A 23,630-nucleotide genomic window follows, 5' to 3' on the forward strand; every position below is an offset into this window, starting at 1 on the left:
GCATCCCCATCCGCGAACGCACCCACACCGACACACCCGCCAACGAGAACACCGACACGGAGGGCGAACATTGCCAACTGCGTTGGGGGCGTACACGGCCCGCCCTGCGGGATTCCGCGGTCGCGGGCGACCACGGTCCCATCGGGTTGCTGCAGCCCCGCGGTCAACCACCGCCGCACATACAGCACGATCCACCGCTGATCGGTATGGTGCTCCACCGCCTTGAGAACGAGATCATGATCGAGGTTGTCGAAGAACCCTTTGATGTCGAGATCGATCACCCAGTCCGTTCGCCAGCACCGCTGACGGCACGTCCCGACCGCGTCCAACGCGCTACGGCCGGGCCGATATCCGTAGGAATCGGGATGGAAAACCTTCTCCACCTCCGGTTCCAGATACATAGCCGCCACCGTCTGCGCGATCCTGTCAGCGACCGTCGGCACCCCGAGGATCCTCACCCCACGACCTCCCAGCTTCAGGATCTCCACCATCCGCACCGGCGGAGGGAAATAGCTGCCCGACGACATCCGATTCCACAGCCGATACAGATTGCCCTTCAGGTCAACCTCGAACTGCTCGATCGACTGCCCATCGATCCCGGCCGCTCCCCTGTTCGCCTTGACCCTGCGATACGCCTCGAAAACCATGTGCTTGGAAATACCGAACGACTTTGATCCACTCATCTGGCTCCTCCCGGCACCGCCGGTTGACCACCAAGCAGAACCCGATGATCCGTCCCCTTCGCTCCACCCGCATTACCGGGCTTCCTCACTACTACGAGACGGTCTGCCCCCGTGCCCCGCAACGGTACTCGACCTCTCGCGGTGGTGTCCGCTCGAGGAACTCCCTCTCGTCGCCGGCCAACGGCTCGGCAACAGTGTCGGGGCGACAGGTTCCCACGTTCCGTGCAAGAGCCCGGATCAGGCTCGCGCCGCCTATACGCCGGACGCCATCTGGGCAGTAAACAGGTAGCCCCCAGACTCATCCCGGAACCCAGATCATGCCCCGGTTTCGACGTCACTGTAATCATTTACGACACATCATCAGCGGTTCGCTTGCGCTCGCCTTCCTGACCCATACCTGACGCGATCTCCGTCGCGCCTTTTCCGTAGCGCTCACCACGAGCGGCACTTAACCGCCGCAACCCACGGTGGTTTGGGGCCTCTCCCTGCAGAGCGACCCCGGAGGACCTACCTCCATCTCTCACACAGCATCGCCTCCAGCAGAGCCCGAACTTCCAACTCCGCCTTCGGCGTTCGTGGCACACGACCTGCGCTGATATGGTCGAGTAATGCGTTGCGGCACAGTCCATCTTCAGCTCGCCGGGACGATCCGGCGGGGAAGCAGCAATGCAACGACCGCACCGATCGCCACCACCACAGCGCCCAGCCAGACCGCGGGCACCAACCCGTCGACGTAACCCTGCGGGCTCAGGTACGACCCGCGCGAGGCGAACACCGAGGACAGCACCGCCACGCCCATCGCCACACCCACCTCGCGGACTGTGTTGTTGGTGCCCGACGCCATCGCGCGATCCTCGGGCGCCGCGCTCGCCATCACCACCGTGGCACCCGGCGCGAAGGTCAAACCCATGCCGATGCCGGCCAGCACGAACGGGCCGACGAACGCGCCGAAGCCCGACCCGACCGTGGTGATCGCCGCCATCCAGCCCAGCGCCGCAGCCAGCAGCGCATAGCCGCCCACCAGCAGCGTGCGCGCACCGACTCGATCGACGACCAGCCCGGCAACCGGCGCCACCACCATCGGGGCCATCGTCCACGGCAGGGTGCGGATACCCGACTGCAACGGGCTGAGGTGCTGCACCACCTGGAAGTACTGCGCCAGCAGGAAGATCGCGCCGAAGACGCCGATCGCGAAGGTGAACGACGTCACGTTCGTCACCGCGAACGCGCGCGATCGGAACAGCCGCAGCGGCAGCATCGGATCCGTCGTCCGCAGTTCCCACCCGATCATGACCGCGAGCAGCACGCCGCCGGTCACCAATGCGACCAGCACCCGCGCCGAGGTCCACCCGTCGCCCGAGCCGTGCACGACGCCCCACACCACGGCGAGCACACCACTCGCGGCGAGCACCAGCCCGACCGGGTCCAAACGCCTACTGCCGCTGCGTGATTCGCCGATCACCCGCGCGACGACCGGTAGCACCGCGATGCCGATCGGCACGTTCAGCCAGAAGATCCACTGCCAGCTCAACCCGTCGACCACCGCGCCGCCAACGACCGGACCGACCGCGATTCCCAGCCCGGAGATGCCGCCCCAGATTCCGATCGCAACGCTGCGCTTGTTCTCCGGCACCGCGGCCGAGAGCAACGTCAGCGACAGCGGCATGACCGCCGCAGCACCGAAGCCCTGGACGGCGCGTGCGGCGATGAGCATCCACGGCTCGGTCGCCAGCGCGCAGGCCGCGGACGCCGCGGTGAACAGCGCGATGCCGCCCATAAACATCCGCCGCCGCCCCAGCCGATCGCCGAGCGCCGAGGCGGTCAGCAGGAGCGAGGCGAACGAGAGCGTGTAGGCGTTGACGAACCACTGCAGATCGGTCAGCGAGGCGCCGAGGGCGTGCTTGATGACCGGCAGCGCATTGGTCACGACGAGGTTGTCGAGCGTGACCATGAACATGGGGACACCCACCGCGACCAAGACGGCAGCGATGGACGTGCGGGGGCCGGAATCGGTCGGTGCGAGCCGCGCGGATCGCGCGGGGTCGAGGGTTGTGGCCATGAGTGAGTTCCTTTGTTGTTATCGACTGATAACTTGATGCCGACGACAGTATGCATCCACTGATAAGATGTCAAGAGCTCCGGAATCCGGTCGCAACGACCCGAACTCCGGCCGATACGAGCAAGGAGGGCGACGGTGACCTCGACCCGGATACGCTTGACCGCCGAGGAACGCAGCGAGCAGGTACTACGGGCCGCGGTCGGCGCGTTCGCCGAATCCGGTTACGCCGCAACGAAAACCGACGAGATCGCGCGCCGAGCCGGAGTATCCCAGCCGTACGTCATCCGGCTCTTCGGCTCCAAACAGCGCCTGTTCGTCGCCTCCACGAACCGCGCCTGCGACCGTATCGAGGAGATCTTCCGGCAGGCGGCCGCCCGGATTCCGGCCGACGCCGACCCCGCGGGCAAGCTGCGAACCCTCGGCGGGGCATACCAGAGATTCCTGTCCGAACCCGAACTACCGCTGGTACTGCTGCACGGATTCTCCGCCGGCTCCGATCCCACGATCGGCACCGAGGTCCGCGACCGATTCGGCGGGATGTACCGCCTGATCCGCGAGCTCACCGGTGCCACCCCGGACCAGGCACAGCATTTCCTGGCGACCGGCATGCTCATGACCGTCATGACCGCGATGCAGGTCGTGGGCCCGAACGCCGTGCCGACCCCCTGGGCCGACGAGATCGCCGCCTGCTTCGACGCCTGATCCGCTCGCCGCCGATTGTTGACAACGACCTGTATATACAGGAATATACCTCTGGGTCGATCCAGTGACCCAGAGCACTATCGAACGCATGCTAGATCCCTCGCCGCACGTGATGTAGTTGCTCCCCCTCCTCACGGAAGGCACCGCATGTCAGCCACCGAGCAGTCCGGCACCGGCCGGGCCCTCGAACACCGCACCATCGAGGTCATCCCCGACGCGGAGAGACACGGCACGCCGTTCAATCAATTCACCCTGTGGTTCGGGGCGAACATGCAGATCACCGCGATCGTGGACGGCGCATTGGCGGTGGTCTTCGGCGCCGACGCGCTGTGGGGCATCGTCGGCCTGCTCATCGGCAACGTGCTGGGCGGCATCGTGATGGCGCTGCACTCCGCGCAGGGACCGCGGCTGGGTATGCCGCAAATGATCTCCAGCCGTGCACAATTCGGTGTGCTGGGCGCGGTGGTGCCGCTGGTGCTGGTGATCGTCATGTATCTCGGCTTCGCCGCGACCGGCACCGTGCTCGCCGGTCAGGCCGTGGACAAGCTACTGCACATCCACACCCCCGCGGTCGGAATCATCGTCTTCGGCGCGCTCACCGCAGTCGTCGCGGTGACCGGCTATCGGTTGATCCACGTCATCGGCCGGATAGCGACCGTCGCCGGCGCACTCGGGTTCACCTACCTGACCGTGCGCCTGTTCACCCAGCACGATGTCGGCCACTACGTGGGGACCAAGCCGTTCGACATCGCTACCTTCGTGCTGGCAATCTCGCTGGGCGCCGGCTGGCAGCTGACCTTCGGCCCGTATGTCGCCGACTACTCGCGGTACCTGCCACGTTCGACCAGCGCCCGCGCCACCTTCTGGGCGACTCTGGCCGGCAGCGTGCTCGGATCGCAATGGTCCATGACGCTCGGCGCGCTGGTGGCGGCCGTGGCCGGCAAAGCGTTCCTGGGCGACCAGGTCGGTTTCATCGGCAACCTCGCCGGACCGGCCGTACTCGGGATCCTGATCTACCTGGTGATCGTGGTCGGCAAGCTGACGGTGAACTGCCTCAACGCCTACGGCGGATTCATGTCGATCCTGACCTCGGTGACCGCGTTCACCGCCCGCTCGCGCACCACGCAGGCCGCGCGGACCGCGTACATCGTCGGCTTCATCGTCGTCTCGATGCTCATCGCCATCGCCGCCAGCTCCGACTTCCTCAGCAACTTCGAGAATTTCGTGCTCGTGCTGCTGATGGTGTTCATCCCGTGGAGCGCCATCAACCTGACCGACTACTACCTGATCTCGCGCGAGCGCTTCGACATCCCGGCGCTGTACGACCCGAACGGCCGCTACGGCCGCTGGAACATCGCGGCCCTGGCCTGCTACGTCATCGGCATCGTCGCGCAGATCCCGTTCACCGCGCAGACCCTCTACACCGGCCCGATCGCCAAAGCCCTTGGCGGCGCGGACATCTCCTGGATTGTCGGCATCGTCGTCACCGCGGCCCTCTACTACCCCCTCGCCCGCCGCACCGCCAATCCTCCGGCCCACATGATCTATCCCGAGGAGATCTCGGTCCCCACCGCAGGCTGAACCACGGTGGCACCGCAGCCGGACGGCGCCCGCGAATCTACCCCGCGCGGACCGTCGTCCGGTCAGCGGCGATGCTGGACGCGGGCGCTCGCGTAGAGGCAGATCGCCGCGGCGGCGGCCAGATTCAGGCTTTCCGCGCGGCCGTGGATGGGGATGCGGATGCGGTGGTCGGCGCGGGCGGCGACGGCGGGATCGAGGCCGTGGGCCTCGTTGCCGAACAGCCAGGCTACCGGGCCGGACAGGATGTCGTCGGCGGCGTCGAGATCGATCTCGCCGCGGGCGGTGGTGGCCAGGACGGTGATTCCGGCCTCGGTCAATGCCGCCAGGACGGAATCGATGTCGCGGTCGCGGGCGACGGGCACGTGGAAAAGGCTTCCAGCACAGGCGCGGACGCACTTGCCGTTATGGGGGTCGACCGAATCACCGGCCAGCACAACGCCGTTCGCGCCAACCGCATCGGCGACCCGGATCAGGGTGCCCGCATTGCCCGGATCGGCGATCTCGACGGGTACCGCGAGCATCGCTGGCTGCGGCGAAAGCAGCTGCGCCAGTGGCACATCAACCAGACGGCATACCGCGACCAACCCGGGCGGCGTGACCGTCTCCCCCAGCTGCTCGGCGGCCCGCTCGCTCACCAGCGTGGTGCGCACACCCGCGGCGGCGGCGCCCGCCACCAGCTCGTGCTCGCGTTCGGCGGCGCGGTTCGAATAGAACAGCTCCTCGACGCGCTCGGTATCCAGCGCCGCGGCAACCGAATTCGCGCCCTCGGCCAGGAACAGCCCGGTCCGGCGGCGATGGGCGCCGCGATGCAGCTTGACAGCGGAAACGACCCGGGGATTGCGCTCGGAGAGCGCATCCACGGGTCGTTCCCGATGCTGAGTGTTCAACTGTCGCCGGATCAGGCGGCCGGGGCGTTGACATCCTCCGGCAGGGCGGCCTTCGCGACCGCGACCAGGCCGGCGAATGCCTCGGCGTCGGAGACGGCGAGCTCGGCCAGGATCTTGCGGTCCACCTCGACACCCGCGGCCTTCAGGCCCTGGATGAAGCGGTTGTAGGTGATGTCGTTCAGGCGGGCAGCCGCATTGATGCGGGCGATCCACAGCTTGCGGAAGTCACCCTTGCGCGCGCGGCGGTCGCGGTAAGCGTAGGTGAGCGAGTGCAGCTGCTGTTCCTTGGCCTTGCGGTACAGCCGCGAGCGCTGCCCGCGGTAGCCCTTGGAGGCCTCGAGAACGGAACGGCGCTTCTTCTGAGCGTTGACGGCCCTTTTGACGCGTGCCACTGGTCAGTCCTTGTTCGATAGTGGGGCGCTCACAGCGCCCGAGGTGGTCGGGGATGCGTCCGAGGAACGGATCGCGGGGAGCCGGCTCAGATACCGAGCAGCTTCTTGACGCGACGGACATCGGCTTTCGCGACGACCTCCGTGCCATCCAGACGACGAGTCCGGCGTGTGGGCTTGTGCTCGAGCAGGTGGCGACGGTTCGCCTGCTGACGCAGCAGCTTGCCGCGACCAGTGACCTTGAATCGCTTCGAGGCGCCGCTGTGGCTCTTCATCTTCGGCATGGATTCCTCATATCTGTCTCATGCCACGGGCAGCGCTCAGCGCCGCCGATGGCAACTTTCGTATCGGTTCTACTGCGGGTTGGCCGCTTCGGCCTCCGGCGCGGGAGCCGCAGGAGCTTCCTGGGCCTCCGGAGCGGCCGGCGGCGGCTGCGAGGTCGACTGCTGCGACACCGTCTGCTGCGCCTTCGCCCGCGTCTTTGCGCCCTTGTGCGGCGCGAGGACCATTGTCATGTTCCGGCCGTCCTGCTTGGCCGAAGTCTCCACGAAACCCAGATCGGCGACGTCCGCGGCCAGGCGCTGCAGCAGCCGGAATCCGAGCTCGGGCCGCGACTGCTCGCGGCCACGGAACATGATCGTCACCTTGACCTTCGACCCGGCCTCGAGGAAGCGCATCACGTGACCGCGCTTGGTCGCGTAGTCGTGGTCGTCGATCTTCGGTCGGAGCTTCTGCTCCTTGATCACGGTCTGGACCTGGTTCTTCCGAGACTCGCGCGCCTTCTGCGCGGTCTCGTACTTGTACTTGCCGTAGTCCATGATCTTGCACACCGGCGGACGCGCGTCCGGTGCGACCTCGACCAGGTCGAGGTCTGCCTCCAGAGCGACGCGCAGTGCATCTTCAACACGCACGATCCCAACCTGCTCGCCGCCGGGTCCGATGAGGCGGACCTCCGGTACGCGGATGCGATCGTTGATGCGGGTCTCAGTGCTGATGGGGCCTCCTAGGTCAAGCGGTGTCGTCCAACGACCGCTGTAACTGCAACCCCATATCCAACACGAAAGCCCCGTTTCGGTATTTCAACCGCCACGGGGCCCGAGTGTCGACCGGCCTTCGATGCGCACACGCCACATCGACCTGTGCCGCATCGAGCAGCACACAAACCCATCGCTATACGATGGGCGACCGGACCGTTCAACCAAGCATTGCTGCCGGTAGACGGTGGGAGTCGGGCTCCACTTACTGCCCCGGACACGAGTCCAGGGCGGTCGTTGCCGTACAGCCTAACATCGCCACACTGCAGACTCCCAATCGGCGTCCCCCGCGACCTGCGACATCGGCGTCGATGGGATGCTACCGACCATGAGTGAATCCCCCCTCGACGAGCCGGACGTCCGCGAACTCGCCGATATTCCGGCCGTCGAGGTGATCAGCCGCGCCGCGGTCATGCTGATGAGCTCCGCCGCCGAGAAGCTCGGCCTCGCGGACCCCGATCCCGACACCAGCGCGCGCCGCGACCTGGACGAGGCGCGCCGCGTGATCACCGCGCTCGCCGGGCTCATCACCTCCTCGGTGGAGTACCTCGGCCCACACGCCGGACCCCTGCGCGACGGCCTGCAGTCGTTGCAGCGCGCGTTCCGCGAGGCCTCCGCCCACCCCGACGAGCCGGGCAAGGGCCCGGGCGAGAAGTACACCGGCCCCGTGTACTGACGAACACGACCGCCCGCCATGCCGTTGTGACACAGGACAATCGGCCGCAGTGACGACTATCACTCCATCCGGTATGGTTTTCCGCGACGAAAGTGCCTGACAACCCTATGATTCGGGGTGCGCGCGCACGGGTAATCCCCGCGCCGACGCAAGGTTCAGGAGAGTCATGAGTGAGCGAGTGATGGGCACAGGGTATGGCGGGCACGACCACGCGCAGCGCCGGCGCCGCGGCGGCGTGAACGCGAAAGCCGAACTCGCACAGGAGTTGAACGGCCCCGTCGCCGCGTGCGACCAGCTGACAGATCAGGAAGCGGCGGATCTGCTGGCCCTGTTCCGTTCCGCGCGGCAGGCCGAGGCCGTCGCCCTCGCCACGGCCATCGACGACATGATCGACGTGCTGCCCCGCCCGTTCCGCACCGTTGCCAGGCGAATCATGTTCGGGGACATCGTTCACCGATGACCAACCTGGTAACCCGCGCACAGGTCATCCTGCTGGCGCGCACGCTGCATGTGCCGCCGGAGCGGCTGGCCCATCTGGAACGACTCGGCGCCGTTGCGCTGCATGAGATTCAGGAGCGCATGGCGGGCATCATCTTCGAGCAGCACAAAGAGACCTTCAAGCGCATCAGCCGGCTCGTGCCGTTAATCCCGCTGAACGTGTCGATGCCGCTCGTGCAGCGCATCATCCCGCCCGCCATCACGGGGCGGGCGGCCGGCACCGTCGGCGTCGACCACCCGAAGAAGGCCGCGGAAACCATTGCGCTGCTGGGCACCTCGTACGCCGCGGACAGCGCCGCCTACATGGACCCCGCCACGCTCGGGCAGCTGGCCGATGTCGCCCCGGCCGCACCGCTCATCCGGATCGTGAACGAGATCCTGCGCCGCCACGACTATGTGACGGTCGCCCCGTTCCTGGCGCATGCGACGCCGAGCCTGATCGCGGCCTTGGAACAGGGCGCGCGGGACGACGCCGGCCTGATCCACGCGGCCTCCTACGCCTACTCCGCCGAGAGCGTCGGTGCGATCATGCGCCAGTTGGTCAGCGGTCCCGCACAACGGATTCCGCGGATGGTGCGCACCGTCCTGGCCGGACCGCCGGATCTGCAACTAGCGGCGCTATCGGTCTTCGCCCGCTGTGAGCCCGAGGTGATCCGCACCATCGGAGATATCCTGTTCGCCGTCGGATCACCCCCGGCGATCGGTAATCTCATCACCGGCGCGATCCGCGTCGGCGCGGTCCCGGAAATGCTGGTGCTGGCCGGAAACCTGAGCCGGCAGTCGCTCGGGAAGATGGCCGCAAATCCGGCATTCGACAATTACGACACCATGGGCGCGATAGTCGCGGCACTGCGCGGCCACTCCGAACCGAACTGCTGGCGAGGGTTTTTCGCGCTAGCCGCCCGCACCGGCACCGATGTGCAGCGACGCACGGCACGCCTGCTGGCGGGGCTGCCGGACGCGATGGTGATCGACCTGCCCACGCGCGCCACCGAGGCCGATATGTGGCCGATGCTGTTGCAGCTCATCGCGGTTGCGGATCCGACCGTGCAGGACCGGTTCGGCACGGCCTGGGCGACGCTCTCGGCCGAGCGCCGCGCCGGGCTGCAATGGCACATCCACGAGCATCGCCTCGACGCCAGACTTTCCGCGATCACCGAGGCCGCACCGACGATGTCGGTGGAGGAGGTCTTCTACCAGCGCCGCAAGAGCCGTCGCCACCTGGGCACCGCCGACAGCCCGGCCGACAACTGGAATCCCTGGTAGGCCACGGCATTCCGGCGCGGCATAAGGGGGCGGCGGCTCAGTCCGAAGGCTCGCGCCGCAGGCCGTGCAGGCGGTCCCGCAGGTAGTCCTGTTCGGCCGCATTGGCGGTGAGCGCGAGCGCCGCATTGAACGCCGCCTCCGCCTCGTCGTCGCGTCCCAGTCGGGTGAGCAGGTCACCCCGGACGGCGTGATACAGGTGATAGTCGTCCAGTTCCAGCCCATCGACGAGCGCGAGTCCCACTGCGGCGCCGTCGATCTCGGCGATCGCGACGGCCCGGTTCAGCGCCACGACAGGGCTCGGCGCCACGGCCATGAGCTGGTCGTAGAGCTGCGCGATCTGGCTCCAGTCGGTCGCGGCGGTCTCGATCGCATCCGCGTGCACCGCGTTGATCGCCGCCTGTATCTGATACGGCCCGGGCCGGTTGCGGCGCAGGCACCTCCGCACCAGCTCCTGCCCCTCCGCGATGAGCGCCGGATCCCACTCCCGGCGATCCTGCTGCGCCAGCGGCACCAGCACGCCCGCGGCGGCGGTGCGGGCGGCGCGGCGAGACTCGGTGAGCAGCATCAGGGCCAGCAGGCCCAGGGCCTCGGGCTCGTCGGGCATCAGCTCGACCAGGGTGCGGGTGAGCCTGATCGCCTCCGCGCACAGATCCGGCCTGGTCACACCCTCACCCGCGGTGGCCGTGTGGCCCTCGGTGAAGATCAGGTACAGCACCGTCAGCACGGCGCGCAGGCGCTCGGGCAGATCGGCGTCCTGCGGCACCCGATACGGGATGCGCGCGGCGCGGATCTTGGCCTTGGCTCGCGAGATGCGCTGCGCCATGGTCGATTCCGAGACAAGGAACGCGTGCGCGATCTGTGGAGTCGACAGCCCGCCGAGCAGGCGAAGGGTCAGCGCCACCCGGCCGGCGGGCGCCAGCGCCGGATGGCAGCAGGTGAATATAAGGCGCAGCCGGTCGTCTCGCACCGCACCCTCCTCGACGGGGTCGGATTCGATGTCCAGGTATTTCTCCGCCCCACCGCCCCGCAGCCGCGCGGCCTCGGCCAGCTTCCCCGCCCCGGCCGCATCGCGCCGCAGTCGATCCACGGCCCGGTTGCGGGCGGTCGTGATGATCCAGCCGGGCGGGCTGGGCGGCACCCCCTCGGTGGGCCAGCGCTGGGTCGCGGTGGTGAACGCGTCCTGGACCGCGTCCTCGGCGAGATCGATATCGCCGAAGACGCGGATCAGGCTCGCCACGGCGCGGCCATAGTGCTCGGCGAACACCGCCTCGATGGCCGAGACCGACTCCGCCGCACCGGAACTCATCTATTCGCCCACGAACGGCCGGACCTCGATCGGGAGCCCGCCGAGGATCTCGGCCAGCCGCCGCCCCCACGACATGGCGGCGTCCAGGTCGGCGACGTCGATGATGCTCAGGCCCGCCAGATACTCCTTGCTCTCGACGTAGGGACCGTCGGTGACCAGGGCCTCGCCCCGGTCCGCCCGCACCACGGTGGCGGTGTCGGGCGCGTGCAGGCCGCCGGAGAACACCCACGCACCCGCGGCGCGCAGATCGTCGTTGAACGCCTCCACCTCGCGCATGATCTCGTCCAGATTTTCCGGGGGCGTCCCGCCCTCGGGCTGGTAGATCCCGAGCAGATACCTGGTCATGCCGTGCCCTCCTCGTCGCGCCGATCGATGCGGACCGCGCCGGCGGCCGCCGATGTCATCACGTCCATTGTGTTCGCTCCCATCTCCGAACCGGCCGTGCGCCGGCCCTCGTGATCTATACGAACGGACGGCCCCGGATTCGACATGCCCCGAAGACGCGACGAGGTCCACACATATCGACGTCCTTCGAATTGCCGATTATCGCCGCTTATACTCGAGGCATGGCGACGACTCCGACGACAGCGGATCCTCGCCTGATCCAGGCGCTGCGAGCCCTGGCGAACCCGATTCGCCTGCAGATACTGCAGTGGCTGCGGGATCCCGAGGCCAACTTCGTCCTGGAGGGGGCGATGGCCGATCCGCACGAGGTGGGCGTCTGCGTGACCCACATCCAGGCCACGATCGGCCTGGCACAGTCCACCGTGTCCGCTTACATGGCCGAGCTGGAGCGCGCCGGACTGGTCCGCGCCACGCGGATCGGTAAGTGGACGCATTATCGCCGCGATGAAGAGCACATCGCCGAGCTGGTCACCGCGCTCGGCCGAAATCTCTAGCGGCGCAAGCTGATCCGGACCACCCGGCGCGAAGGCAACCCCACGTCTTTCATATCGATAATTTGCGATGCTACGATACATCGAGAGTTTCCGATTTAACGATGCATTGCAAGGAGTCACCCGATGAACACCATCGCCGGCCAGAACCTGGGCAGGTTCGGGATCTACGCCTTCGGGTTCGAGCACCGATCGGCCGCGGGGATCCGCTCCGATATCGAGGAATTGGAGGAGCTCGGCTGGCCGAGCCTGTGGTTCCCGGAGGTCGGCGGCCGCGAGGCGTTCACGCTCGTGAGCCTCCTGCTCGCCGCAACCCGCCGGATGCGCATCGTCAACGGGATCGCCAGGATCGGGCAGCGCACCGCCACCGCCACCCAGGGCGGCGCCCTGCTGCTCGCCGACGCCTATCCCGGCCGGCACACCCTCGGCCTCGGCATCGGCGACGGGCTACCCGGAGTACCGCCACTCGCCGCCATGAACGGCTACCTCGACCAGCTGGATGCGCTCGCGGCCGGCGCCTCGCAACCGCGGATCCCCCGCGTGCTGGCCGCCTACGGCCCCCGGATGCTCGAACTCGCGCGCGACCGCGCGGCGGGCGCCCACACCTACAAGGTCAATGTCGATCACACCGCCCGGGCGCGAGAAATACTGGGGCCGAACGTATTTCTCGGCGTCGAACACGCGGCACTGTTCGAGTCCGACCCCGCCACCGCGCGCGCGATAGCCCGCGAACACTTGCACATCTACCTCACCACCCCCTTCAACGTGGCCAAGTACCGTCGCCTGGGCTACTCGGAGGACGACATCGCCGGAGGCGGCAGCGACCGCCTTGTCGACGACCTGGTCTACTGGGGCGAACCCGGCGCCGTCGCCGAGAAGTTGCGCGCGCACATCGACGCGGGCGCTGATCACCTTGCCGTGCAGGTGATCGGCGTCGAGCCGGGCCGATCGGCGATGCCGCAGTGGCGACTGCTCACCGAAGCGCTACTCCCCCAGAACATCACCGCATGATTTACCCCTGGCCCGGAACCGGGGCCGTCGTATATGGTCGTTGCGATGACTATTCATTCCGATCAAAGATCGGGGGTCTCGTTCGTGGGTGAGTGCTGATGAGCGCTCCGATCACGAACGGGAACGATTCCCGAATTTCACTCTGGCTGCGCGTGCGCGAGTTCGCCGTGCCGCCCTCCATGATCGAGACGGCGACCACCCGGCGTTGCGCCGGAGACTGGGCCGGGGCATGTGCGGCAGCCGGTTTCGATGTCGACATCGACCTGCGGTCATTGGCCCGCACCCGCGGACGGGAACTTGCCGCGCGCGTGCGGGCCGATCTGCGCCGGCTGGCGCCGGATCTGCTGCGTTGGCACATGCCCCGGATCGCTCCCGACGGGCTGCTTCGGCCCGGCCTGACGATGTCGTTGCTGCGGTATGGCCCCGATATCTCCGGAAGTCCTTCCAGTAGTAGAGATTCGGTGCATCTTGTGGTCCGCACCGCACCCGCGTGGGCGGATGGCGGCCAGCGCATCGGGCTCGCGCTGTGGGACGAATCCCGGCCCGGCAGCGGTCCGCATCCGCATCCACGGCCCGACCCGCGTTTCCGGCTCGACCTCCACCGTCACCTGTGGGACGCCGACCAGGTCGGTGAGTTACGAATCCGCTCCGGGGCAGAGCAATTCACACACGACGACGGTGTGGACCCCGCGGTCCGCGAGCGAGCACCGCGGGGCTGCGCCATCGATCGCTGGGCGGCCGAGGCGGAAATTCTGCTGCGGGCGCAGGGCCGCCCCGCCGGTCCGCTGCTGGTGCGATACGGGGCTCGACGGCGGATGATCCTCGAATTGTCCTCGTACGGAGACGATCCCCCGGTCCTGCGCATCGCCGAGAGATACCCGCCCGCCGAAGTTTCCGCGCTGCCGATGCTGCCGCACGCGGCGACCTGGACGCTGCCCGATCTGGAATTGATTCGCGCCGGGGCGATCTCGGCCGATCGGCTGCATCCACTTGTCGCTTCGGCACTCGTACCCGGCCACACGCCGGACGCGGTTCCCCGCGACGCCGACCGGGCGAGCGGGGAGTATCCGGTGGACTGCCGGGGTGAGTGGCACCGAATCGGGCTGGTGGACGGGGTGCTGACCGCACTGGATCACAGTCCGGCCGAGATTCGGCGGGAAGAGCTGCTGGTCGCACTGACCGGCACTCCGGTGCCCTGCCTGCGGGCCATCGACCAGGCGCATCGCCATCCGGATTGTCTTGCGGGCGTTCGTGAACGCCTGAGTCACGGCGATGTCGCCGGTGCCCTGGCGGTCGTCGAGAGCCTGCTCGGACCGGACGCGTCGCTGCGCGACGGAGCGCTGCGAGACGAACTGGAGTCGGCCGCGCGGCGGCGGATCACCTACGGGCTGTTCCGGGCCGGGCTGACGACGCCGGGTCCGGACTCGACGCACGCTCCCCGGCGCCCGCGCCGCGCACATCCGCGCCGCGCGATGCGCACCACTCCCACGCGCTGATTGCACGCCGCACCAGCCTGCGACCCGCGATATCCACTCAATTCTTTTCTACCCGAAGGTGATTCGCATATGAACGTAACTCTGCCGTCCCCGGCCACCCAGCTCGACATCGCCGCCGACCTGCTGACCCTGCTGGGCGAGACCACCACCGAGCCCCGCACCGATATCCAGCTCGAGGCCCTGACCATTGCCGTAGCCGCCGACCTACCGGTGCTCCTGTGGGGCGAGCCGGGCATCGGGAAGACCGCGGCCCTGACCCAGCTCGCCGAATCCCTGGACCTTCCGCTGACCACCGTGATCGCGAGTGTGCATGAGCCGTCGGACTTTTCGGGCCTGCCCATCATCGGAGACGACCCCGCCGCGCAGGGCATCCCGATGGCGCCGCCGGACTGGGCCGTGCGCCTCGTGCGGACCGGGCGGGGACTGCTGTTCCTGGACGAACTGTCGACCGCACCGCCCGCGGTGCAGGCCGCCCTCCTGCGCCTGGTCCTGGAGCGGCGAATCGGCGCACTCCGGCTCCCCGCCGGTGTCCGCATCGTCGCCGCGGCCAACCCGCGCTCGTCGGCGGCCGACGGCTGGGAGCTGAGCCCGCCGCTGGCCAATCGCTTTGTGCACCTGCAGTGGACCCACGACCACGACGTGGTCGTCCGCGGCCTCGGCGGGACCTGGCCGCGCGCAACCCTTCCCGCGCTCGATCCCGAAAAACTGCCCGACGCTGTGGCTTTCGCTCGGCGTGCGGTCTGCGGACTGCTCGCGGCCCGCCCCAAGCTCGTGCATCAGCTGCCCGGCAGCGAGACACGCCGGGGCGGCGCGTGGCCCTCACCGCGCAGCTGGGAGATGGCCCTGCGGCTGGTCGCCTTCGCCACCGCCGCCGGCGCCGGACCGGATGTGCTCTCCCTGCTGGTGCGGGGCGCCGTCGGGGACGGCCCCGGCTTCGAACTGCTGACCAGCATCGACCGGATGGATCTGCCCGATCCGGAGACGCTGCTCGCCGATCCGGCCGCCGCCGACCTCCCCGAACGCGGAGACCTGCGCCAGGCGGTGCTCGACGGCGTCGTCGCCGCGGTCCGCAAGCGACCGGAACGATCCCGCTGGGACGCGGCCTGGGCGGTGCTGGTCAGGGCCGTGGAGACCGGGGCGCCGGACCTGGTGGTCGTCCCGGCGACCACCCTCGCCACGCTGCGCCGGGACGATTGGGAGGTACCGGCGGCGATCGAACAGCTCGCCGGTGCGGTGTCGATATCCCGGGGAGCCGAACGCGCCGCGGCCCGCATCGCGGCGGGAGCGGCGAAATGACCACGGGGACAATGGAACTGGATACCGACAAGCTGTTCACCGCCCGCCTGCTGGCCGTGCGCGCCCGACCCTACCTGGCGACCGCGCTGTACGCGCTGCACCTGCTCGAGTCGCACGCGGTACCGACGATGGGCGTGGATCGGTACTGGCGGTGCTACGTTTCACCCGCGTTCGTGAACTGCACACCGGTGGAGGAACTCGCCTCGATTCTGGTGCACGAGGTGTCGCATCTGCTGCGCGAACATCACCGGCGCAGTGACCGATTCGCCCGCGAACACGATCTGGCCGGCCCCGCGGAACGACTGCGGATGAACATCGCCGCCGATGCCGAAATCAACGACGACGCGTTCGGCGAGGGATTGGTCCAGCCCGAAGGGGCGGTCATGCCACAGACTTTGGGGCTACCCACCGGCGAGCTCATGGAGGACTACCTGCGCCGGTTCCGGCTGGGACACAACACGCAGGACTTCGCGTGGCTCGACTGCGGCAGCGGCGCGGACGGACTCGACCGGGAATGGGACCTGGGCCCCGACGGCGCGGACGGGCTCAGCGAACAGGAGCGCGAGGCGGTCAGATTCCGTGTGGCACAGGGCATTGCCGGCCACCCGGGAGACGCCCCCCGGGGATGGCGGCGCTGGGCGGAGGAGGCGCTGCATCCGCCCCAGCCCTGGCGTGATCTGTTGCGGGCCGCCATCCGCGCGGCGGCCTCGGCCCCGGCATCGGCGACGACTACACGTACGGTCGGCCCGCGCGCGGCTCGGCCGGGCTACCCGGTGTCGTCTTGCCGAGCCTGCGGCACACGCCGCCCCGGGTCAGCGTCGTCATCGACACCTCGGGCTCGGTCAGCGACGCCGAGTTGGGCAGTGCGCTCCTGGAAACCGCGGCCGTCTCCCGCGCCGTCGGCGGTCGCCGCGACCTGCTCACCGTGCTGTCCTGTGACGCGGCGGCACGGATCGCGGATCCGCTGTGCCGCGCCGACGGGATACCGCTGATCGGCGGCGGGGGCACGGATCTGCGGACGGGTTTCGTCAAGGCCCTACGCGCACAACCCCGCCCGGATGTGGTCGTGGTGCTGACCGATGGTTACACACCGTGGCCCGACCGCCGTCCGGCCTGCCGCACCGTCGTCGGTCTGTTCCGCCGAGAGCGCTCATGGAGCGAGGACAATCCGGACTACATCCCGAAGCGGCCGCCCGCGTGGGCGCGGGTGGTCCACATCGGATGAGGGAGCGGTCGGGTGAGCAGGATTGTCAGCCGGTCTGATCCTGCCGCCGCTGATCGGAATCGCACCCGCATTAGCGATCGCCGCGGCGGTGGGTCTCGTCCTTATTCAGGTCGGAGACATCGCCCTGCACGTGTCCCGGCGCGAGTTCTCCGCGCTCGGACTCAACGTCGTCCTGCTGCCCCTGGCCGGGGTGCTGGCTGGGCACATCCTGGGTCTGAGCACCCGAGCGAGATGCGTTCCATGCCGAGCTGATGCCATGGGTTACGACCTCCACATCACTCGAACCACCGATTGGTCGCGCAGTTCCGAGCGCCCGATCGACGAAGAGGAATGGTGCGCGGCCGCCGACGCTTGGCCGGGCATGAGCCGGCACGACGGCTCCCATTACGCGTTGGCTTACCCCGGCGAGCGCTCGCCGGGGTCGCTGTATTGGCGGGAGGGCGCGATCGTCGTCCGCGTGTGGAAGGTGGAGGCCGACGTCGCTCGGCTCGCGGAGAGTCTGAACGCCTATCTGATCGGCGACGAAGGCGAGCGCTACTACCCCGACAGCACCGTGCGCCGGTCCGGTGAGTTCCCGCCGGACAACCCCCCGGGAGAAGCACAGGACGACGAGCCGGCGATCACACCGCTAGAGCCGCGTACCGTCACCGCAGCGCAGGCCGAGGCCATCCGTGCCTGGGCGCGCAGCAAGGGTCGATCCATCTGAGCAAGGGCACTATATCCGGATGCACCCCGAGGTGTAGTCGGGAAGCGGTTCCGCAGTAGCGGAAGGTAGCGCCGACCACACACTCTGCACGGATCCCTCCCTAGCGCCTATGCCCCGGAAGATGCCGCAGCACAAGCCCGCATGACAACCTCGGCCCACACCTGCGGATCTGTCGCCCAAAAGTTGTGGGCGACACCAGGTATCTCCTCGAAGGCACCGTGCGGCACCAGCGTCGCCAGTTGCCGCAGCGGCCACGAGGGCCGGATATCATGCTGCGGGGCAATGAATTTCATGTGGACAGGGGAGTCGGCCAGTCGCCGCAGCAGGCCGGGCTCGTGGATCCAACGCACGAAGGACTCACCGAGTGCCGCGTGAACGGCCGGCTCCCAGTTGTGCCCTGCCACGCCGACCACGGACCGGACGCGATCGGGGTGATCCAGCGCGTACCGCACCGCCAGGTCGGAGCCTCAGGAGTGGCCGAGCACCGCCCACGCCTCGGCACCCGCCGCCCGGCGCACCGCCTCGAGATCGGCTACCGCCCGGTCCAGGTCGTGCGGCCCGCCCCCGGAGCGTCCGACGCCGCGGGGCTCCGGATACCAGGCCCGCATGCCGCGCGGAGCCAGGCGGTCGTGCTCGAGATAGTGGACGCAGCCCGGCCCGCCGGACAGCACGACGACATCCGGACCGCGTCCGGTAACGCCGACGTGCAGCGGTACACCGTCATCGGCGGTGACCGTCAGTGATCGCATGTCATCCCTCCCCGCGAAGGCGCCGATGCGCCACCTCGCCGTGGCAGCAAATCACATTCGCGGCGCGGGCCGTCACCGGTTATTCTCTGCACGGCTCGGGATCGGAGAAAGAACATGCGTCAGGCCTTGCGAATCGCGGTAGCGCAGCCGCGCTGCGTCGCGCACGACGTCGCCGCGAACGCGGTCGCGCACGCCGAGCTGATCACCGCGGCGAACGCGCGCGTGGTGATTTTTCCGGAGATGTCCCTGACCGGATACGAATTGGACGCGCGGGTCGTCGAGCCACAGGACGCGCGGCTGGCTCCCATCATCGCCGCCTGCGCGCGGACCGGCACGATCGCGCTGGTCGGCGCGCCGGTCCCCGGACCGTCCATCGGCATCCTGGCCGTCGATCACACCGGCGCCCGGGTGGCCTACCGGAAGGTGTACCTGCACGGCAGCGAGGCCGCGCGATTCCGCCCGGGTGAGCCCGCGGTGCTGGAAATCGACGGCTGGCGGTTGGGGCTGGCCATCTGCCGCGATACCGGCCTACCCGAACACGCCGACCGGACCGTCGCGTACGGCATCGACGGCTATGTCGCCGGTGTGGTGCACGGTCGCGACGAGGCCGATCTGCACAGCGAACGCGCTCGCAGGGTGGCGGCCGACCACGGCATATGGGCGGCCACCGCCGCGTTCGCCGGGCCCACCGGCGGGGGTTTCGACAGCACGTCCGGTCGGTCCGCTATCTGGTCCGCCACGGGGATTCCGCTGGCCGAGGCCGGAACCGAACCCGGCGACTTCGCCTGCCACACCTTCGAGCCGTAACTCCCGCGAAGCAAACCCGAAGCACCACACCGGGCTCTCAGCGCAGCGCGGCAGCCTTGCGACGAGCGGCAGCGGCCTTCTTCGGGTCCTTCTCTACCGGCTTCTCGACCGCCGCCTTCTTCGCCGCCGCCTTGCGGGCCGGCGCCTTCTTCGCGGGGGCGGGCGGTGCGGCGAGAACCTCCTTCAGGAACTGCCCGGTATAGCTATCCCCCACCGCCGCAACATCTTCCGGCGTGCCCTGCGCGACGACGGTCCCGCCGCCCGAGCCGCCCTCGGGGCCCATATCGATCACCCAGTCGGAGGTCTTGATGACGTCCAGATTGTGTTCGATGACGATGACGGTGTTGCCCTTGTCCACCAAGCCGTTGATGACCTTGAGGAGCTTGCGGATGTCCTCGAAGTGCAGGCCGGTGGTCGGCTCGTCCAGGATGTAGACGGTGCGGCCGGTGGAGCGCTTCTGCAACTCGGCCGAGAGCTTGACGCGCTGGGCCTCGCCGCCGGACAGGGTGGGGGCGCTCTGGCCGAGGCGGACATAGCCCAGCCCGACATCGACCAGGGTCTTCAGGTAGCGGTGGATCGAGGTGACCGGCTCGAAGAACTCCGCCGCCTCCTCGATCGGCATGTCGAGCACCTCGGCGATGGTCTTGCCCTTGTAGTGCACCTCGAGGGTTTCGCGGTTGTAGCGGGCGCCGTGGCACACCTCGCACGGCACGTACACGTCGGGCAGGAAGTTCATCTCGATCTTCAGCGTGCCGTCGCCCGAGCACGCCTCGCAGCGGCCGCCCTTGACGTTGAACGAGAACCGGCCCGGCTGATAGCCGCGCACCTTGGCCTCGGTGGTCGCGGCGAACAGGGTGCGGATCTTGTCGAAGACGCCGGTGTATGTCGCCGGATTCGAGCGCGGGGTGCGGCCGATGGGGGACTGATCGACCTGCACCAGCTTGTCCAGATGGTCCAGGCCGTTGACCCGGGTGTGGCGGCCCGGCACCTGGCGGGCGCCGTTGAGCTTGTTGGCCAGGACGGTCGCGAGAATGTCGTTGACCAGAGTCGACTTACCGGATCCGGAGACGCCGGTGACCGCGGTGAGCACGCCCAGCGGGAAGGCCACGTCGATGTCGCGCAGATTGTGCTCCGTCGCGCCGACGACGGTGAGCTGCTTCTTCTTGTTCACCGGACGCCGCATCAGCGGCACGTCGATCTGCTCGCGACGCGAAAGGTACGCGCCCGTCAGGGAATTGGAATCCTCCAGCAGGCCGGGATAGGGGCCGCTGTACACCACCTGGCCGCCGTGCTCGCCGGCCATCGGGCCGATGTCCACCACCCAGTCCGAGGCGTGGATCGTATCCTCGTCGTGCTCGACGACGATCAGGGTATTGCCCAGATCCCGTAGGCGCGTGAGGGTTTCGATGAGCCGGCGATTGTCGCGCTGGTGCAGGCCGATGGACGGCTCGTCCAGCACGTACAGCACGCCGACCAGCCCCGACCCGATCTGGGTGGCCAGCCGGATGCGCTGCGCCTCACCACCGGACAGCGTGGCCGCGGCGCGTGAGAGCGTCAGGTATTCCAGGCCGACGTCCAGCAGGAAGCCCAGCCGCGCCTGGATCTCCTTGAGCACCTGCCCTGCAATGGCGGCCTCACGATCCCCCAGGCGCAGCGAGTTCAGGAACTTCGAGCAGTCGCGGATGGAGAAATCGGACACCTCGGCGATCGACCGGCGGCCCTCCTCGCTGTTCAGCGTGACCGCGAGGATCTCCGGGCGCAGCCGCGCACCGTCGCATACCGGGCACGGTACATCGCGCATGTAACCGTCGTAGTGCTCCTTCATCTGCTCGGACTCGGTGTTCTCGAGCCGACGCTGCAGGAAGGGCATCACGCCCTCGAAATCGGCGTAGTACGAACGCTTGCGGCCGTAGCGGTTGGTGTAGGACACGTGCACCTGTTCGGAGCTGCCCTCCAGCACCGCCTTGCGGGCCGCCCGTGGCAACTCGTTCCAGGGCGTGTCCATCGAGAAGCCCAGCGCCCCGGCCAGACCCGAGAGCAGGCGGGTGAAGTACTCCGCGGTCTGCCCGCGCGACCACGGCGCGATGGCGCCCTCGTTCAGGCTGAGCTCCCCGTCGGGCACGACCAGATCCGGGTCGACCTCCTTGCGGATGCCCAGGCCCGTGCAGTCGGGGCAGGCGCCGTACGGCGAGTTGAAGGAGAACGAGCGCGGCTCGAGATCCTCGATGTCCAGGGGATGCCCGTTGGGGCAGGCCAGCTTCTCGGAGAAGCGGCGCTCACGGTCGTGCGCGTGCTCGTCGCGATCGACGAAGTCGAGCACCACGATGCCGTCGGCCAGCCGCAGCGCCGTCTCGATCGAATCGGTGAGGCGCTGCTTGGAGCCGGCCTTCACCGCGAGGCGGTCGACGACCACCTCGATATCGTGCTTCTCCTGCTTCTTGAGCTTGGGCGGCTCGGTGAGCGGATACACCACGCCGTCGACCCGCACGCGCGAATAGCCCTGGGAATTCAGCTGATCGAACAGATCCACGAACTCACCCTTGCGGGTGCGCACCACCGGCGCCAGCACCTGGAACCGGATCCCCTCCTCCATGGCCAGCACCTGATCGACGATCTGCTGCGGGGTCTGCTTGGCGATCAGCTCGCCGCACACCGGGCAGTGCGGGGTTCCCGCGCGCGCGTACAGCAGGCGCAGATAGTCGTGCACCTCGGTGATGGTGCCCACGGTAGAGCGAGGGTTGCGGTTGGTCGACTTCTGGTCGATCGAGACCGCGGGCGAGAGGCCCTCGATGAAATCCACATCGGGCTTGTCCATCTGCCCCAGGAACTGTCGCGCATACGCCGACAGCGATTCGACGTAGCGGCGCTGCCCCTCGGCGAAGATGGTGTCGAACGCGAGACTCGACTTACCGGATCCGGACAGGCCGGTGAACACGATGAGACTGTCGCGCGGCAGGTCGATATCGACCCCCTTGAGGTTGTGCTCACGCGCACCCCGCACCGTCAGGCGATCCGCCACAGGCCGTCCCTTCCCATCCGTCTTTCCGGCATCGACTACTACCCCGCCGCCATGCTAGGCACCCCCACCGACAAGTTTGCTTCGCAGCGGCGAAGGGAGGGCCGGACCAGGGATTTCGGCTGACGTGATCGCAGCCGTACACACCAGACTACTGGGCGCGATGCTCACCCAGAACGACGACCGAATTGTGGCCGCCCATCCCCAGCGACGTCTTCACCGTGATCCCGCCCTCGCACGGGACCGGCCCATCCAGCAGCCGCGGGTGCGCGGGCGCGACGATCGGTGCGGCGGGCACGATGCCGCGCTCGTAGCCCAGTGCGGCCACCGCCACCTCGACCCCCGCGGCCGCGCCCTGACAGTGACCGGTCAGCGGCTTGACCGAGTACATCTCCGGCCGATCACCGAAAATCCTTGCCAGCACCTCGGTTTCGGCCTCGTCACACTGGCGGGTGCCGGGCCCGTGCGCGTTGTAGTACCGCACCTGCTCCGGAGAAACCCCCGAGACGTCGAGGGCGCGGGTGACACAGTCGAAGATCTGTTCGTGGCTCGGCTCGACCGACACCACGTGATAGGCGTCGTTGGTCATGGCGCCGCCGAGCACGTCGGCGTACGGCGCGTCCGCGTCGCGAGTGAGCACGAACGCCGCGGACGCCTCGCCCATGCAGAAACCGCGGCTACCCTGCTGGAACGGGCGGCACGCGTCGAGCGCCTCGGCGTCGTCCACCGCCGCGCCCATCCTGACGAAGTGCTCGAGCATGTCGGGGGTCGCCGACAGGTCCGTGGTCACGCAGATCACGTCGTCGGCGATGCCCTGATCCAGCCACATCCGGGCGGTGATCAGCGCGACGTTCGCCGAACTGCAGGCCGCGGACACGTTCATCGACGGTCCGTGGAAGCCGAATTCCTGCATCAGCACCGCGATCGGCGTGGAGGGTAATAGTCGGAGGTAGTCGCGCGAGCGCCGGTGGCCCTCGTCGACGGTGTAGAAATCCCGCCAGTTGCGCACGTCACCGAGCACGATCGCGTGCAGGACCCCGACCGTGCGGCCGGGCCGCCAGCCCCGCGCGAGCGCGTCCTCGACGGCCTCGCGCGCGGACTCGTGCGTGGACCGCCCGTAGAGCGTGGAACTGATCGCGGGATCGCCGCCGTCGGGTACCAGCGCCACCCATGCGTGCATGTCGCGTCCGGGCCCGTACCCTGGATGTAGCCGAGCGGCCGACTTTCCGCTGAGCAACCCGCGCCACATGGCCTCGCGCCCCCAGCCGTAACCGCTGACGACGCCGATCCCGGCAATCGTCATATGATCTTGGTGTCTCGGGGTGCTGCCTGGCATAGCTCGCTCCT

22 protein-coding genes and 1 pseudogene are annotated in these 23,630 nt (G+C 68.4%); 12 read left to right on the top strand and 11 right to left on the bottom strand.

Annotation, left to right across the window (positions count from 1 at the left end; all coding sequences use genetic code 11):
* Both ABH933_RS29165 and ABH933_RS29170 read right to left on the bottom strand, forming a co-directional pair.
* The coding region (locus ABH933_RS29165) for a reverse transcriptase domain-containing protein (RefSeq protein ID WP_429422575.1) at positions 1-683 on the bottom strand (683 nt) is incomplete at its 3' end.
* Between the two features lie 631 nt (positions 684-1,314).
* Positions 1,315-2,742 (bottom strand): DHA2 family efflux MFS transporter permease subunit, encoded by a 1,428-nt coding sequence (locus ABH933_RS29170; RefSeq protein WP_429422573.1) that lies wholly within the window; start codon positions 2,740-2,742, stop codon positions 1,315-1,317.
* A 135-nt stretch (positions 2,743-2,877) separates the two neighbouring features.
* Here ABH933_RS29170 and ABH933_RS29175 point away from each other — a divergent pair, with 135 nt between their 5' ends.
* Together ABH933_RS29175 and ABH933_RS29180 are read left to right on the top strand one after the other, a co-directional pair.
* Positions 2,878-3,444, top strand: a complete 567-nt coding sequence (locus ABH933_RS29175) for a TetR/AcrR family transcriptional regulator (protein WP_429422572.1) — start codon at positions 2,878-2,880, stop codon at positions 3,442-3,444.
* Between the two features lie 147 nt (positions 3,445-3,591).
* Complete coding sequence (locus tag ABH933_RS29180) at positions 3,592-5,025, top strand: purine-cytosine permease family protein (RefSeq protein WP_429422570.1); 1,434 nt, start codon at positions 3,592-3,594, stop codon at positions 5,023-5,025.
* A gap of 62 nt (positions 5,026-5,087) precedes the next feature.
* On the opposite strand, the gene ABH933_RS29185 is transcribed toward ABH933_RS29180, so the two are convergent.
* From ABH933_RS29185 to infC, 4 genes are all read right to left on the bottom strand, one after another.
* Positions 5,088-5,885, bottom strand: coding sequence for a TrmH family RNA methyltransferase (locus tag ABH933_RS29185; RefSeq protein WP_429422568.1), 798 nt, complete (start codon positions 5,883-5,885; stop codon positions 5,088-5,090).
* 38 nt (positions 5,886-5,923) lie between these two features.
* Positions 5,924-6,304 (bottom strand): 50S ribosomal protein L20, encoded by a 381-nt coding sequence (rplT, locus tag ABH933_RS29190; RefSeq protein ID WP_025348785.1) that lies wholly within the window; start codon positions 6,302-6,304, stop codon positions 5,924-5,926.
* A gap of 86 nt (positions 6,305-6,390) precedes the next feature.
* Entirely contained in the window at positions 6,391-6,585 is a 195-nt protein-coding gene (gene rpmI / locus ABH933_RS29195) for a 50S ribosomal protein L35 (protein ID WP_215922975.1), read from the bottom strand.
* Between the two features lie 69 nt (positions 6,586-6,654).
* Positions 6,655-7,353, bottom strand: a complete 699-nt coding sequence (gene infC, locus ABH933_RS29200) for a translation initiation factor IF-3 (RefSeq protein WP_429422608.1) — start codon at positions 7,351-7,353, stop codon at positions 6,655-6,657.
* 310 nt (positions 7,354-7,663) lie between these two features.
* Here infC and ABH933_RS29205 point away from each other — a divergent pair, with 310 nt between their 5' ends.
* From ABH933_RS29205 to ABH933_RS29215, 3 genes are all read left to right on the top strand, one after another.
* The gene (locus ABH933_RS29205) at positions 7,664-8,011 is read left to right on the top strand and encodes a DUF1844 domain-containing protein (RefSeq protein WP_215922974.1); all 348 of its coding nucleotides are present in this window, start codon (positions 7,664-7,666) and stop codon (positions 8,009-8,011) included.
* Positions 8,012-8,177: 166 nt separating this feature from the next.
* Positions 8,178-8,471, top strand: coding sequence for a hypothetical protein (locus ABH933_RS29210; protein WP_429422565.1), 294 nt, complete (start codon positions 8,178-8,180; stop codon positions 8,469-8,471).
* On the top strand, positions 8,468-9,775 hold the full coding sequence (locus ABH933_RS29215) for a hypothetical protein (RefSeq protein WP_429422563.1): 1,308 nt from the start codon (positions 8,468-8,470) through the stop codon (positions 9,773-9,775). Before ABH933_RS29210 ends, ABH933_RS29215 begins: the two co-directional genes overlap by 4 nt.
* 37 nt (positions 9,776-9,812) lie before the next feature.
* On the opposite strand, the gene ABH933_RS29220 is transcribed toward ABH933_RS29215, so the two are convergent.
* Complete coding sequence (locus ABH933_RS29220; protein WP_429422562.1) at positions 9,813-11,081, bottom strand: RNA polymerase sigma factor; 1,269 nt, start codon at positions 11,079-11,081, stop codon at positions 9,813-9,815.
* Positions 11,082-11,426, bottom strand: coding sequence for a YciI family protein (locus ABH933_RS29225; protein ID WP_215922970.1), 345 nt, complete (start codon positions 11,424-11,426; stop codon positions 11,082-11,084).
* 221 nt (positions 11,427-11,647) lie between these two features.
* Here ABH933_RS29225 and ABH933_RS29230 point away from each other — a divergent pair, with 221 nt between their 5' ends.
* From ABH933_RS29230 to ABH933_RS29255, 6 genes and pseudogenes are all read left to right on the top strand, one after another.
* Positions 11,648-11,980 (top strand): ArsR/SmtB family transcription factor, encoded by a 333-nt coding sequence (locus ABH933_RS29230; protein WP_215922969.1) that lies wholly within the window; start codon positions 11,648-11,650, stop codon positions 11,978-11,980.
* 123 nt (positions 11,981-12,103) lie between these two features.
* Entirely contained in the window at positions 12,104-12,988 is an 885-nt protein-coding gene (locus ABH933_RS29235; RefSeq protein WP_429422559.1) for a TIGR03620 family F420-dependent LLM class oxidoreductase, read from the top strand.
* A 98-nt stretch (positions 12,989-13,086) separates the two neighbouring features.
* The gene (locus ABH933_RS29240; protein ID WP_429422557.1) at positions 13,087-14,484 is read left to right on the top strand and encodes a hypothetical protein; all 1,398 of its coding nucleotides are present in this window, start codon (positions 13,087-13,089) and stop codon (positions 14,482-14,484) included.
* A 69-nt stretch (positions 14,485-14,553) separates the two neighbouring features.
* Positions 14,554-15,780, top strand: coding sequence for an AAA family ATPase (locus tag ABH933_RS29245; protein ID WP_429422555.1), 1,227 nt, complete (start codon positions 14,554-14,556; stop codon positions 15,778-15,780).
* Positions 15,777-17,005 (top strand): annotated as a pseudogene (locus ABH933_RS29250) (vWA domain-containing protein). The gene ABH933_RS29245 and the pseudogene ABH933_RS29250 overlap by 4 nt, the downstream one beginning before the upstream one ends.
* 22 nt (positions 17,006-17,027) lie before the next feature.
* On the top strand, positions 17,028-17,711 hold the full coding sequence (locus tag ABH933_RS29255; RefSeq protein ID WP_429422553.1) for a DoxX family protein: 684 nt from the start codon (positions 17,028-17,030) through the stop codon (positions 17,709-17,711).
* A 467-nt stretch (positions 17,712-18,178) separates the two neighbouring features.
* Here the strand turns inward: ABH933_RS29255 and ABH933_RS29260 are convergent, their stop codons facing one another.
* The gene (locus ABH933_RS29260; RefSeq protein ID WP_429422552.1) at positions 18,179-18,460 is read right to left on the bottom strand and encodes an alpha/beta fold hydrolase; all 282 of its coding nucleotides are present in this window, start codon (positions 18,458-18,460) and stop codon (positions 18,179-18,181) included.
* Between the two features lie 114 nt (positions 18,461-18,574).
* Between ABH933_RS29260 and ABH933_RS29265 the strand changes: the two genes are divergently transcribed.
* Positions 18,575-19,267: a carbon-nitrogen hydrolase family protein gene (locus tag ABH933_RS29265; RefSeq protein ID WP_429422550.1), complete on the top strand. Its 693-nt coding sequence runs from the start codon at positions 18,575-18,577 to the stop codon at positions 19,265-19,267.
* A gap of 37 nt (positions 19,268-19,304) precedes the next feature.
* Here ABH933_RS29265 and uvrA read toward each other — a convergent pair whose 3' ends face one another.
* Both uvrA and ABH933_RS29275 read right to left on the bottom strand, forming a co-directional pair.
* The gene (uvrA, locus tag ABH933_RS29270; RefSeq protein ID WP_429422548.1) at positions 19,305-22,286 is read right to left on the bottom strand and encodes an excinuclease ABC subunit UvrA; all 2,982 of its coding nucleotides are present in this window, start codon (positions 22,284-22,286) and stop codon (positions 19,305-19,307) included.
* A 148-nt stretch (positions 22,287-22,434) separates the two neighbouring features.
* A complete protein-coding gene (locus ABH933_RS29275; RefSeq protein ID WP_429422546.1) occupies positions 22,435-23,586 on the bottom strand; it encodes a beta-ketoacyl synthase N-terminal-like domain-containing protein in 1,152 nt (383 codons plus the stop codon).
* Between the last annotated feature and the right edge of the window lie 44 nt (positions 23,587-23,630).

The organism is Nocardia sp. GP40 (genome assembly GCF_050434125.1).
In the GTDB taxonomy this organism is placed as follows: Bacteria; Actinomycetota; Actinomycetes; order Mycobacteriales; family Mycobacteriaceae; genus Nocardia; species Nocardia albiluteola.